Genomic DNA, 12,790 nt, shown 5'->3' with positions numbered 1-12,790 from the left:
GTTCCTATGGAACCGAAACGGGCTTGCCGGACACTTATGGGTATGGGGAACCAAGGAAAGGCGCATACGGACAGTGACCTGTGGTTGCGCGTCTTAGAAGGTGACGGTCCCGCGTTCGCTTCACTCTTTGTTCTCCACAGGGACAGAGTCTTTGGTCATAGCCTGCGCCTTGTCGGGACTCCCCATGAGGCTGAAGACGTCACCGCGATGGTGTTCCTCGAAGCTTGGCGTTGCAGGTCGAAGGTTCGACTGGTTAACGATTCCATAGTCGGCTGGCTACTGGTAACAACTACCAACGTTGCTAGGAACCGACGGCGGTCCGCTCTTCGGTATGAAAAGCTCATCCGGAAACTGCCCCAGCCAGAGATGGCACCGGATCACGGAGACTACGTAGCCGAGGCCGTTGACCAGGACCGACTATCCCAGCTCCTTCATCGGGCCTACCGCACTCTTGGCCGAAAGGACCAGGAGATCGTTGCCCTTTGCGTTCTGGAGGAGATGAGTACCGCCGAGGTAAGCCAGTTGCTGAATATCCCACCAGGGACAGTGAAGTCTCGGCTCTCGCGAGCCAAACACAAACTGTCCCAGCTGCTCAATCCACACGACGGCCTGCTGCCGGCAACTTCACTGACTCCTGAAGAGGGCACACCATGAATGAGATCACAGGGTCACCGCACTTCACCGTGGAACGCAGCAAAGCTATTGAAGAGCTCCTGACTAAAGTTGCCCAAGATGGAACCCCGGAAAACCGCAGCTTCCAGCACACCAAAGGCAAAAAGATCCTTCTGTCCGGCGTGGCGGTCGCCCTGGCGGTCAGCGGAGCAGCCATAGCACTGCAACAGCCCGCCACGGATAAAAGTTCCGTTGCCTGTTGCGCGGCTGCCGAGCCCCCCAACAATGCAGCAGCGAATTCTCATGACGCATACGCCACCATCCCAAGTGACGAAATTCAGCAGACTGAAACCGCCTCTGACTTTATTTGGGACCTGAAGGACCCATATTACGGATTCAACACGGTTCCCGTCGTGGCCCGCGTGCACATCGACTCAATCGACGGTGGACGCACCTACAGCCCCATCTTCGATCAATACACCTTCCCCCAGACCATCGGAAAAATGACCATCCAAACGGTATACAAGGGAGACGTGAAACCGGGTGCTCAGCTGACCTACAACAAGGGTGGTGGAATCGTCTCCTTCGATGAGTACTGGAAGAGCCTCAATCCCCAACAGCAGGACAAGTTCACGAACCTCAACGGCGGTCAGAAGCCAACCGGAATCGAGTACGTCAAAAAAATGTATTCCGAGGATGCTGAGATCAAGGTCGGAAAGGATTACATCGCACTCCTGTTGCCCCAGCAGTACAGGGATGGAACAGCCGAAGAATATTCCATCCAAGGGTTCCAGTATGGCTTCCGAGAAGTAAGAGGATCCGGCACCGGGACGACCGTTCTCAACAACGTGACCAAAGAGTGGGAGGGCCTTGGGAGTATCGTCCCCTGACCGCAATATCCCAGCTGTCGACCGGGTCAGCAGCAGAGCCCAGCCGCTTGCCCCAACCCAATTGAACGCAGGCCTTGAAAATGTCCAGGTGCAACACGGGTAACTCCCTGTGCGTCTACCTCGCAAGTAGCTTTTCGCCGTCGGGTCGCAACTCCCCGCTGGGCGGCACGTGCGGGTAGAGGGTCTGGCGGGTGATTCCAAGTTCGGTACATGGTTGGATCTGGCCCCCTGAAGCAGGAGGTACTCGTAGTACGAGCCCGGGCGGCCGCGTTCTATTCACGGGTCTTGTTCCACCACCCGGGGGGACGGTCAGCATAACGTCCCGTAAGCCGGTCCCTAACTGCGACAATCCGGTTCTGACGTGCGGCTTTGCGAGGACGGATTTCGAGGTGTCCCGTATACCCCGCCCGCATAAATGCCCGGTGAAGGTGCCCTAAACGCTACACACCCCGACTGTCTCGAAACCCTTGCGTGGCGAGTTCAGGTGGTGAGTGCAACACCCTGAATTCTGTGGGGTGTCATCGATGGGCAGACCGTGGTCGCGGTTGAGTGTTCGTTTAGCGTTCTGGGAAGGGCTGGATGCCGGGCTGGCGGTAGCCGTAGCGGCGCGGGCGGCCGGGGTGTCGCGTCCGACCGCGTACCGGTGGTTGAGCGACCATCAGAAGGTGTTGCCATCGCCGCTTCCGGATTTCAGTGTGCCCCGTGCAGGGCTTTTGTCGTTGCGTGAGCGGGAAGAGATCGGCTTCCAGCTTGCCCAGGGCCATGGAGTACGTCGTATCGCCGCCTTCCTGGGCCGGGCTCCGTCGACAATCAGCCGGGAGATCGCGAGGAACCGCGTCAGTGACCGGTATTCGCCATCGCTCGCGCAGGAGCAGACGTGGGCTCGTGCGCGCAGGCCGAAGCCACGGAAGCTGGACGGGTTAGCGTTACGTGAACAGGTCACCACGATGCTCACCGACCGGTTCAGCCCGGAACAGGTCGCGGGCCGACTCAAGGTGGAGCATCCGGAGAATCCGGAGATGCAGGTGTCACACGAAACGATCTATCAGGCCCTCTACGTCCAGGGCCGCGGATCCTTGCGCCTGGAAGTTGCGACGGCGCTACGGTCCGGGCGGGTGCGTCGGCGCCCGCAAAGGTCGGAGGGTCCTCGCCCGCAACGGTTCCAGGAGATGGTGATGATCTCTGACCGGCCGGCCGAGGTCGAGGACCGCGCCGTTCCCGGCCATTGGGAAGGGGACTTAATCATCGGTTCAACGGCATCGAAATCCGCGATCGGGACCCTTGTCGAACGCACAACCGGATATGTGATGTTGCTGCATCTGCCAGAGGACCACACCGCCCGCACCGTCGCCGATGCCATGATCACCGCGATGAACAGCCTGCCCGAGCAATTGCGCCGTTCGACGACCTGGGATCAAGGAGCGGAGATGTCCCGGCATCAGGAGATCACGATGGCGACCGGTATGCCGATCTATTTCTGCGACCCACACTCGCCCTGGCAACGCGGCAGCAACGAAAACACCAACGGGCTCCTCCGCGAGTACTTCCCGAAAAGCACCGACCTGTCGTTCCACGGGCCCGGAATCCTCGAAAACGTCGCCGCGGAACTCAACCGCCGGCCACGGAAACGACACGGCTACCGAACGCCCGCAGAAGTCCTCTCCGAGCTAGTCTCGAACCCAGTCAACTAAGTCCGGTGTTGCAGGCACCACTGGAATTCGCCTCGAGTACTCATCCTTAGTTATGAGACAGGCGAGCGGGCGTCGGCCGGAGCTGATTGGAGCGAGGCGCGGAAACAAACACACTGCTTTAGGTGTGCCCGTGCTGGCACCGGCGACGGGTATCTCCGTAACGCGCGGCGCGTGACTTCCGGGTTGGACAGGACCGCGGGACCCTTGAGGCAGCGTGACAAACAGTGCGGATGCCCTATTGCGATCAAGCGTCGGGGAGCGCGGCACCATGACGGGCGGGAGCCTCAATTACTGTATCGATCGCACGTACCAACGGGCGACCTGGCCCAGATGAAGCCGGGCGCTTGCGCTGGCGGTCGGCGGAGTCAGGGCTGCCAGTTTCCGATCTAAGAGTATTCGCAAGGCATTGTCAGAATAGAAGGATCAATTTCTACTCCGACCACCCCTTTGAACCTGATTGACGTCAGATTGGGGCGTGGATTGACTGGACAATTTCGCTTGAGTTGGCTCTGGACCTGCGTCCAATCACATAGGGGTCGCGTACGGCTGTGAACGTAGTTGCCCTGCACGGCGCTTACTGGGAGGGGGAGGCTACTGGCCGCCGACCTGGTGCGGCGGTGGATTCTCTTTCCAAAAGTTGGGGTCGGACCGTTGAGTCAGCAATTTCCTCCGCTCCGGACAGCTGCTGTTGGAGCAAACGGAAGGCTCTAATGCCGAGGTCCTTGAAGTCGGGGGCGACTGTGCTCAGGGCGGGCCATGTGAACTCGCTGAAGGGCTGGTTGTCCCAGCCGATGATGGATACCTCGTCGGGAACCGTTACTCCCTTCTCGGTGAGTGCGCGGAGGGCTGCGAGAGCGAGTCCGTCATTTGAGCAAAAGACAGCTGTTATTCCTGGATCGGCGGCGATTCGAAGTCCTTGCTCGTAGCCCGATCTCGGGGCGCGGGAGGCTTCGAGTACAGGGGGCGGCTTGATGCCGGCATCCGAGAGTGCATCGTGCCATCCTTGGTATCGCCCCGAGAACTGGGTCAGAGGATAAAGGCCCAGGTGATGGACTGTTGAGTGTCCCAGGTCGAGCAGGTGTTGCGTGGCCTCGCGTCCGGCTGCGTACTCATCAATGAACGCGTAGGGAAAGCCGGGCTGGCCAGCTGAGAACCCGGATGCAGCGACAGTGGGTATGCTCTTCGGCAGTTGCTTTAGCACCTCTGCGCCTGATGGATCGAAGTCGAGGACGATGATCCCTGCAAGCTGCTGTTGCAGGGCTATTTCGAGCGCGGCTTTCACATCCTGGTCTTCGGAAGATTTCACAGCCGATATCACGACGGAGTAGCCTGCTCCTTGCGCCACCTCCTCGATGCCGGCCAGCGTGTTGGCGTAGCCATAGGTGGAGGTGCTGGCAGCAAAGATCGCGATCATCGATCTTTCGCCGCTTTTGAGCGCTCTGGCTAGTGAGCTCGGTCGGTAATTCAGCTCTTCGATTGCAGCCAACACTCTCTGCCGACGCTCCTCGCTAACCGGGATGTTTCCGGTTAAAACGCGCGAGACTGTTGGTACGGAGACACCCGCAAGGCGGGCCACGTCGGCGATCACCGGTTGGCGGGAATCTTTCGTAATTCTCATGTCCGTCCTTGCCGTTCCAATTGAAGCTCTATGGGGAAGGTTATCCCGTGGCGCTGTTGCGGGCGCCCATTTGTTGGCGGACGAGCAGCCAGGCGAGAAAGGCAGGGACTAATCCGCTGCCTAGCGGAATCAAGGTCGGCAGGCGGAAGGCCAGAAGCAGCCAGGTGCTCAAGACAACCATGCAGCCGGCAAGGGGCAGGGACTTAGCCAGCATCAGACCCCGAGTCGATCTCAAAAGCTCCGGGCCGGTGACGTCATCCTCGGCAACCATGGACACGGCCAACAGTGCCACGTAAGCCGCGGCCCCTATGCCACAGATCGGGATGATTACGCACAGTGCCAGCACGCCGGCAACTCCTGGTGTTGCCAGCCAGAACAGTATGGAAAAGGCAGCTGCAGCCATGGCTACCGGCAGGGCCAAGCCCACATATCCAGCACGGGACCAGGCCCAGCAGAACTCCCTCAAGAAAAATCGGGCCACCCCGGGGCACTCTTCGATGACCGTTTTGCGCAGTGCGCGCTGCAAAGCGACGGCCGCAGGAACCACAGTAAACATCGGAAGGCTGGCGAGCAGGAACAGGACCTGCAGAAGGAGGGTGTCCCCGACAGTTTCAAAAGCAGCCATGACTGCCGCACTTCGGGGTCTGCGCCTTTGCTGTTCCATAACTTCCATTCAGTGTCTGCAGCATCATTGCCGGGGGACCGGAGCCGCTTCACGTCTCATCATCCTATGGAATGACCGCTGTGACTTGCGCCTCTGATATCGATATCATACACTCGATGCAGCGCCATCCAACGCCGGGTGGCTACATCAGGAGGATTTGATATGGCACGTCGACGTGCAGGATTTCTCGCGCTGGCAGTCGCCGGCACCCTGGCTCTGGGAGCCTGCGGCTCCGGCGGTGCATCTACTGCCCCCGCTTCGAACCCCGCGGAAGTGACAGGAACTCTTCGGGTCCTGGTTCCGAGCTACCCCGCCAGCAACGAAGGCAAAGCCGAGCTTGAGAAGGTGGTGGCTTCCTTTAAGACCAAATATCCGCAAGTAGCTGTCGAACCTGACTTCGCAACCTTCGACACCCTGAACCAGAAAATTTCCACTTCCATTGCTGGAGGCCAGGGTTACGACGTCCTGGTGACCGGGATCGGCTGGGTGCCTCCGTTCGCCGCCAAGAACGTCTTTGAGGACCTCTCAACGTTCGGTGCCACCGCCGAATCGCTTGGCAAGTCGACGAACCCCGCCCTCGTCCCGGCTTCGGAATACAAGGGCAAGGTCTACGCCGTTCCGTTGATCGCAGGGCCCAAGCCTTTGGCCCTGCGCAAATCACTCTTCGAGAAGGCGGGTCTTGATCCGTCAAAGCCGCCGACAACCATGGCCGAAATCAAGACCGCTGCCGAGAAGCTCACCGTCAAGGATGCCGTCGGGAACATCACCCAGGCAGGATTTGACTTCTGGGCGGCGCCGGGTGGCTACCGCCAGGACTTCGTTGCTCTGCTCGGGTCACTGGGCAAGCCCCTGTACAACACCGACGGCGAAGCAGAGTTCTCCGGTTCCGAGGGCGTGCAGACCCTTGAATGGATGAAGAGCATGGTGAACAACGTGCAGAAGTACGGTGCACAGAACGCCGCGAAATCCCCCCTGGTCAACACGGGCGAAGCTGCCATAGGATTCACCGGCGGTTACATTGACTGCTCCGACAAGGGCGTAGGCAAGGCCGTCTGTGATGACCTCGTCTACTTCAACGTCAAAGACAAGGAAGGCTCCATGTTCACCGGCGGCCAGCTTGCCTCAGTAGGTAAGAGCAGCAAGCTTAAGGCAGCGGCGTGGGACTTCATCCAGGAGCTCAGCAAGCCGGAGGCTGAGGCCGGCATCGCGACCCTGAACTTCGCGGTCCCGGCAGGCAAGGACGCCGCGGATTCGCCGGTCGTAAAGTCCAACCCCGCGAGCACGTTCGTGGCCGCAAACCTTGGCGACGCCAAGTTTGAGGGCGGAGCCGCCAATTGGCTCGAATTGCGTGGGACGTTTGGAACAAGCCTTGATGATGCCCTTCTGGGTAAGAAGTCAGTCGAGGAAACGCTCAAGGCTCTGGAGCAGCAGTCAAAGTGAGCACTCTCAAAGAGGCCAAACCAGCGGTGCGTGCGGCGGGGGCGGTTAGCACCCGCGCCGCACGCCCTGCGGGGCGGAAGTCACGTCTTACCCGACAGCAGTCCCGTGCCGGTTGGCTGCTCCTGGCACCGGCCCTGTTGCACTCGACATTCTTTCTCGCCGTGCCCGCCCTCGCCGCAATCTTTCTGAGCTTCACGAACTACGATTTTTCCGGCGCCTGGCAGATGATCGGCACGGAAAACTACGTCGAGCTGTTCCAGGACGCCCGCTTCCAAGCGGCGTTCCGCAACACCATCCTTTACACGCTCGCCGTCGTTCCCCTGTCCATGGTTTTGGCGCTGATCATCGCGCTGGGACTAAACCAAAAGATCCGAGGCCTTGGTTTCTTCAGGACTGTCTACTACCTGCCGGTCGTGACCGCGACCGTGGCGGTCGCCTCGGTATGGCTCTGGATCTACCACCCCAGCGCCGGCCTGGCCAACGCCGTAGGGAGCCTTTTCGGGCTGACCCGCTCCGAGTGGCTGAACGACCCCGCCACGGCCCTGCCTGCTCTGATGGCCGTCGGCATCTGGCAAGGACTGGGTGCCAAGATGATCGTCTACTTGGCGGCTCTTCAGGGCGTCTCCAACGAACTGCTTGAGGCTGCGAACCTGGATGGCGCCAATCGCTGGCAGGTTTTCCGCAGCGTCATCTGGCCCGCCCTCGGCCCGGCCCACTATTTCGTGCTGATCACTGCCATCGTTCAGACGTTCCAGGTCTTCGACCTTGTCTTCGTCATGACCAAGGGCGGTCCGGTCAATTCCACCACCGTGCTGACCTTCGACATCTACAACAATGCCTTTGAAGGCCTCCGCCTCGGTTATGCCTCGGCCGAAACGGTGATCATGCTCATACTCGTCGCTGCCTTCATCTACCTGGGTGGTCGTTCGCAAAGGAAAAACCAGGATGCGCAGTAAGAATCTCACGCCGGGGCGCGTAGTCCTCTATGTCGTACTCGCACTGGGCAGTCTGCTCATGGTCGGTCCGTTCATCTGGATGATCCTCACCGCGCTCAAATCAAACGGCGAAGTTGGTACGTTCTCCTGGCTGCCCACGGAATTCCATTGGTCCAACTTTGTGGAGGCAATGGACGCAGCACCATTCCTCCGCTATTTCTGGAACAGCCTGGTCCTTACCCTTGGGGAAACCGCGCTGACGCTGGTTTTCTGCACCATGGCCGGATACGCGTTGGCAAAAGCTCCGATCCGCGGAGCAAAGGGAATCCTGAACTATTTCATCGCCTTGATGATGGTTCCCTTCCAGATCATTCTGGTGCCGTTGTTCCTGCTGGTGAAGTCCATTCCCTTCTTTGGCGGCAATGACATCCTCGGGATGGGCGGGACCGGGTGGCTCAACACCTGGTGGGCTCTGATCATTCCCTTGGCGATCGCACCGCTCTATACCTTCCTGGCCCGCCAGTTCTACGTCACGCTTCCTTCCGAGCTGGCCGACGCAGCGCGGGTGGACGGACTTGGAGAGTTCGGGATCTTCTTCCGGATCATGACGCCCCTGGTCAAGCCGGCTCTGGTCACCATCGGTGTCTTCCAGATTGAAGCGGCGTGGAACAGCTTCCTGTGGCCCCTCATCGTCACCAACTCAGATGAGCTCCGGCCCCTGCAGGTAGGGCTTGCGATCTTCTCGCAGGATCCTCTGAACGTGCAATGGCCCTACCTCATGGCCGGCGCCACGCTCGCCACGCTGCCCATGATCATCCTGTTCATCTTTGCCCAGAAGCGCTTCGTTGAGGGCATGGCCAGCGCAGGCCTCAAGGGCTGATCCCTTCCAAACCAGAGGAACAACATGATCACGCCGTCCGCCTCAACGCTGGGCGCACCAGGGACACCCCTGGACGTCGTCCTGACCTGGCTGCAACAACACCGCATCCGGGGCATCGAACTGCGGCTCGCGCCGGGGGAAATCGCCGACCCACAGATGGGCACACCGGCCCGGGGCGACCTGCGACGCCGGATTGAGGCTGCAGGTGTGCAGGTAACCGCCATCGCGAGCTACGTGAAGGTAGCGGCTCCGGGGCCCGATGAAGCGGTCCTCGCCGAGCTCACCCAGGCAATAGCCTTCGCCAGGGACCTCAGGGCACCCATGGTCCGGGTATTTCCCGGAGCAGATACCGGACCTGCCGCCTTCATCGACGTCCCGCCCTTGATGGAATCACGTGAAGAAGTAGATGACCGGGCGGCACGAAGGCTCAGTGCCATCACCTCATACGCCGCTGACCTCGGCGTCCTGCCAGTGCTGGAGACTCACGATTCGCATCCCACGGGCAAGGACATCGCCGCGATCCTCCACAGAGTGGACGGACCCGTGGGGGTGGTATGGGATGTCCTGCATCCCTGGCGTGTAGGCGAACAGCTGGAAGAGACGTGGGAAACCCTCGCCCCCTGGCTGGCGACCGGCCGCGGCTGCGTCCAAATCAAAGACGCCAACATGCCCGCCAGCAGTACACCCCTGCCGATCGGCAAGGGCTCCTTGCCCACCGAGGAGTTTGGCCAACTGCTGGTCCGCCACGAATACTGCGGTCCGGTGACTCTTGAGTGGGAAAAAGCCTGGTATCCGCAGGCGGCTCAGCTGGACGTCGCACTGGAGTCCGTCCGGACATGGCTCGACAGACATTGGGATGAGGACATCAATTGAGTGCAGCACTGCACAGCACCACCGCGTCAGGAACGCCTGTGCTCAGGCCCAAAGTGGCTCTGGCAATGCAGGATGCCGACCTGCGGGACGCCCTGTTTTCCAAACGTCTCCGCAGCCGGCTCGAATCGATCTGCGACTGCGACTTCAGCATGGTCATCCAGGACTTCGACACGACGCCCGACGAAGCCATCCGAGACGTGGATGTTCTCCTCACCGGTTGGTTCTCTCCCCGCATCGACGCAACCGTTCTTGCCCGCATGCCCCGGCTCAAGCTCATTGCCCACGCGGGCGGAAGCGTCAAGGGCCATGTCCTGCCCGAATGCTGGGAGCAAGGCATCATCGTGACAACGGCTGCAGAAGCCAACGCGTTGCCCGTTGCCGAATACACCCTCGGGCTCATCCTCCTGGCCGGAAAGTCAGCGATCACTGCCAGCCACCTCTACACGCAGCGCCAAACCAAAATTGACCGGGAGTTGGAGTTCCCGGACACCGGTAACTACGAGCGGGCCATCGGAATCGTCGGAGCATCCACCATCGGAAGGCTGGTCCTTGAACGTCTCCGGCCCTTTGATTTTGATGTCACCGTGTATGACCCAACGATCAGCGACGCGGAGGCGCTGCGGCTGGGCGCCCGCCGGGTAAGTCTGGATGAGCTTTTGAGCTGCAGCGACATGGTGTCGTTACACGCGCCGGTTCTGCCAGAGACCCTGCTCATGATTGGACCGGCGCAGCTTGCCGCCATGAAGGACGGCTCGACCCTGATCAACACGGCCCGGGGGGAACTCGTGGACCACAACGCACTGGTTGCTGAGCTGGAATCAGGCCGGCTCAATGCCTTCCTGGACGTCACCAGCCCGGAACCCCTGCCCGTCGGCCACCGGTTGTTCACGCTTCCCAATGTACTGCTCACACCCCATATTGCTGGTTCGATGGGTAACGAGCTGCACCGGCTGGCAGCCTACGCGATGGATGAAATTGAACGTTACGCCGCAGCCGCACCCCAGCGGTTCCCGGTTAGCCAAAGCGACCTGACAAGGATGGCATAACGATGGAACCCCGTTTTATTTCATGGTCAAACGACACCCTGCAACTGGTGCTTCGTGCCGACAGCGAAAGCCCTGTCGGTGTCGCCTACCTGCATCCGGCCGAAGCCCCTTCTGCACCGCTGGCGTCCGGTCCTGCCCTGGTGGAAATCCTCACCGTTGAGGAGGGCAGGGCCAGAACCAGCCAACGCTACGCTGAATCCGCCATTGGCAAGCGGCTTAGATACATCGGGCACACAATCACAACGGATGGCGACTGGCACATCCTCACCGTGCTCCAGCGTGACGAGGAAACCCGATTGGAAGCAGAAGTTGTCCTCCGCGCCGCCACCGGTACCGCAACCGTCCAGGCCGTCACGTCCGTCCGCAACAGCGGAAGCAAACCCGTCGCGCTTCAGGCCGTCTCGACACTGGCCCTCCCGCTCCTGGCCGGACACCACCCCGTCGACGCCGCCACCCTGCAACTGGCCTCGGCCACCTCGCAATGGCTGGGTGAAAACCAATGGACCGTGGAAGACGTACGCCGGAACCTGCCTGATTTGAACCTGGGCCTTCACGAACAGGACCAACGGGGGCACCTGCTGCGCGCTTCGACCTCATCCTGGTCCACCGGGGGGCCTCTACCCACCGCTGCAGTTGTCGATGCCGATGACCAGTGGTGCTGGATGTGGCAGGTTGAACACAACGGGGGATGGGCCTGGGAACTGAGCGAGACCCGCGACGCCCTCGGCCTCGCCCTGCTCGGTCCCACAGATGATCAACACAACTGGCTTCATGCCCTGCAGCCCGGCGAGGAGTTCTCTACCGTGCCGGCAGCCCTGGCCATCAGCCGGGCCGGTCTGCAGGGTGCGCTTGCCCAGATGACCGCACACCGCCGGGCGCTCCGGGGCCCCATTTTTTCGCGCCAGCCGCCCGTGATCTACAACGACTTCATGAACACCCTGATGGGGGACCCCAGCACCGAAAGGCTCCTTCCGCTGGTCACAGCTGCCGCTGACGCCGGTGCTGACATCTTCTGCATCGACGCCGGCTGGTACGACGACACAACCGACTGGTGGGACGCTGTGGGGGAGTGGCAACCCTCAACTGCACGGTTCCCCAACGGTCTCTCAGAGGTCACCGACGCCATCAGCTCCTCCGGCATGGGCGTCGGGCTCTGGCTGGAACCGGAAGTGGTGGGCGTCCGGAGCCCCGTGGCCGCATCTCTGCCCGAAGAGGCATTCCTTCAGCGCCGTGATGTCCGGATAGTAGAACACGGTCGGTACCACTTGGACTTCAGGCATCCGGCAGCGAGAGCGCACCTTGATGAGACGGTGGACCGGCTCGTGGCCGACTTCAACACGGTGTATTTCAAGCTCGACTACAACATCACCGCCGGTACCGGAACTGATCTCGGCGCCAGCTCCTCCGGCGCCGGTCTGCTCGGGCATAACCGGGGCTACCTTGACTGGCTGGACGGCGTGAAGGCCCGCCATCCCCAGGTAATCATCGAAAACTGTGCCTCCGGTGCGATGCGGCAGGACTATGCGCTGCTGGCACGCCTTGACCTTCAGTCAACCTCGGACCAGCAGGATCCGCTGCTGTATCCGCCCATCGCGGCCAACGCCTTCCTCAGCGTCCTCCCCGAGCAGGCAGCCAACTGGTCCTACCCCCAGCCCGAAATGGACGACGAGGAAATACGGTTCACCTTGGCAACCGGGATGCTCGGCCGGATGTGCCTCTCGGGCTTCCTCGACAGGATGACAACCGGCCAGTTGGCGTTAGTCCGCGAAGCGGTATCAGTGCACAAGGAAATACTGCCGGAAATCCAGGCGTCCACCGCGTTCTATCCGTCAGGAATACCCCTGTGGAAGGACCAGTGGTTGTCCGTGGGACTCCGGGCGTCCGAAAGGGACCTGATAACGGTCTGGCACCGCGGGCATACACAAAACGAACTGACACTGCACCTGCCCCGCTGGGCCGGCCAGGAAGTCACCTTCAACCGGCTGGGATCAGGCAAGGGCTTCAAGACAAAGTGGGACCCATCCGGCTACCTATTCCTCACCGCCACCACGCCCAATGGACGTCCCTCCGCAGTGACCTTCACCGTAGAAGCTGCGTTGGGCACGACTGAACGGGTGAAACCCAATAGTTGACGACTCCCT

11 protein-coding genes are annotated in these 12,790 nt (G+C 60.9%); 9 read left to right on the top strand and 2 right to left on the bottom strand.

Annotation, left to right across the window (positions count from 1 at the left end; translation table 11 throughout):
* Window positions 1–6 precede the first annotated feature (6 nt).
* The 3 genes from QFZ57_RS16110 (at window position 7) to QFZ57_RS16095 (ending at window position 3,193) form a co-directional block, all read left to right on the top strand.
* Window positions 7–654 (top strand): RNA polymerase sigma factor, encoded by a 648-nt coding sequence (locus QFZ57_RS16110; RefSeq protein WP_306900932.1) that lies wholly within the window; start codon window positions 7–9, stop codon window positions 652–654.
* The gene (locus QFZ57_RS16105; RefSeq protein ID WP_306900931.1) at window positions 651–1,502 is read left to right on the top strand and encodes a hypothetical protein; all 852 of its coding nucleotides are present in this window, start codon (window positions 651–653) and stop codon (window positions 1,500–1,502) included. The genes QFZ57_RS16110 and QFZ57_RS16105 overlap by 4 nt, the downstream gene beginning before the upstream one ends.
* 524 nt (window positions 1,503–2,026) lie before the next feature.
* Window positions 2,027–3,193: an IS30 family transposase gene (locus tag QFZ57_RS16095; RefSeq protein WP_306900930.1), complete on the top strand. Its 1,167-nt coding sequence runs from the start codon at window positions 2,027–2,029 to the stop codon at window positions 3,191–3,193.
* Window positions 3,194–3,767: 574 nt separating this feature from the next.
* Here QFZ57_RS16095 and QFZ57_RS16090 read toward each other — a convergent pair.
* Both QFZ57_RS16090 and QFZ57_RS16085 read right to left on the bottom strand, forming a co-directional pair.
* Entirely contained in the window at window positions 3,768–4,811 is a 1,044-nt protein-coding gene (locus QFZ57_RS16090) for a LacI family DNA-binding transcriptional regulator (protein WP_306900929.1), read from the bottom strand.
* Between the two features lie 40 nt (window positions 4,812–4,851).
* Entirely contained in the window at window positions 4,852–5,436 is a 585-nt protein-coding gene (locus QFZ57_RS16085) for a DUF624 domain-containing protein (protein WP_306900928.1), read from the bottom strand.
* 201 nt (window positions 5,437–5,637) lie between these two features.
* Here QFZ57_RS16085 and QFZ57_RS16080 point away from each other — a divergent pair, with 201 nt between their 5' ends.
* From QFZ57_RS16080 to QFZ57_RS16055, 6 genes are read left to right on the top strand one after another with little or no spacing between them, the layout of a single operon-like run.
* Window positions 5,638–6,915, top strand: coding sequence for an extracellular solute-binding protein (locus QFZ57_RS16080; RefSeq protein WP_306900927.1), 1,278 nt, complete (start codon window positions 5,638–5,640; stop codon window positions 6,913–6,915).
* Window positions 6,912–7,871: a carbohydrate ABC transporter permease gene (locus QFZ57_RS16075; protein WP_306631325.1), complete on the top strand. Its 960-nt coding sequence runs from the start codon at window positions 6,912–6,914 to the stop codon at window positions 7,869–7,871. The genes QFZ57_RS16080 and QFZ57_RS16075 overlap by 4 nt, the downstream gene beginning before the upstream one ends.
* A complete protein-coding gene (locus QFZ57_RS16070; RefSeq protein WP_306631324.1) occupies window positions 7,861–8,730 on the top strand; it encodes a carbohydrate ABC transporter permease in 870 nt (289 codons plus the stop codon). The genes QFZ57_RS16075 and QFZ57_RS16070 overlap by 11 nt, the downstream gene beginning before the upstream one ends.
* 24 nt (window positions 8,731–8,754) lie before the next feature.
* Window positions 8,755–9,603, top strand: a complete 849-nt coding sequence (locus tag QFZ57_RS16065; protein ID WP_306631323.1) for a sugar phosphate isomerase/epimerase family protein — start codon at window positions 8,755–8,757, stop codon at window positions 9,601–9,603.
* A complete protein-coding gene (locus QFZ57_RS16060; protein ID WP_306631322.1) occupies window positions 9,600–10,649 on the top strand; it encodes a hydroxyacid dehydrogenase in 1,050 nt (349 codons plus the stop codon). The genes QFZ57_RS16065 and QFZ57_RS16060 overlap by 4 nt, the downstream gene beginning before the upstream one ends.
* Window positions 10,650–10,651: 2 nt before the next feature.
* Complete coding sequence (locus tag QFZ57_RS16055; protein WP_306900926.1) at window positions 10,652–12,781, top strand: glycoside hydrolase family 36 protein; 2,130 nt, start codon at window positions 10,652–10,654, stop codon at window positions 12,779–12,781.
* The last annotated feature ends 9 nt before the right edge of the window (window positions 12,782–12,790 follow it).

The sequence above is a fragment of the Arthrobacter sp. B1I2 genome (assembly GCF_030816485.1).
Classification (GTDB): domain Bacteria; phylum Actinomycetota; class Actinomycetes; order Actinomycetales; family Micrococcaceae; genus Arthrobacter.
This window is presented reverse-complemented; position numbering and strand designations above follow the sequence as displayed.

Coding starts and splice junctions, on each gene's coding strand:
- QFZ57_RS16105 (WP_306900931.1), top strand. CDS start 651: ATGAATGAGATCACAGGGTCACCGCACTTCACCGTGGAACGCAGCAAA.
- QFZ57_RS16085 (WP_306900928.1), bottom strand. CDS start 5,436: ATGGCTGCTTTTGAAACTGTCGGGGACACCCTCCTTCTGCAGGTCCTG.
- QFZ57_RS16055 (WP_306900926.1), top strand. CDS start 10,652: ATGGAACCCCGTTTTATTTCATGGTCAAACGACACCCTGCAACTGGTG.
- QFZ57_RS16070 (WP_306631324.1), top strand. CDS start 7,861: ATGCGCAGTAAGAATCTCACGCCGGGGCGCGTAGTCCTCTATGTCGTA.
- QFZ57_RS16090 (WP_306900929.1), bottom strand. CDS start 4,811: ATGAGAATTACGAAAGATTCCCGCCAACCGGTGATCGCCGACGTGGCC.
- QFZ57_RS16095 (WP_306900930.1), top strand. CDS start 2,027: ATGGGCAGACCGTGGTCGCGGTTGAGTGTTCGTTTAGCGTTCTGGGAA.
- QFZ57_RS16065 (WP_306631323.1), top strand. CDS start 8,755: ATGATCACGCCGTCCGCCTCAACGCTGGGCGCACCAGGGACACCCCTG.
- QFZ57_RS16110 (WP_306900932.1), top strand. CDS start 7: ATGGAACCGAAACGGGCTTGCCGGACACTTATGGGTATGGGGAACCAA.
- QFZ57_RS16080 (WP_306900927.1), top strand. CDS start 5,638: ATGGCACGTCGACGTGCAGGATTTCTCGCGCTGGCAGTCGCCGGCACC.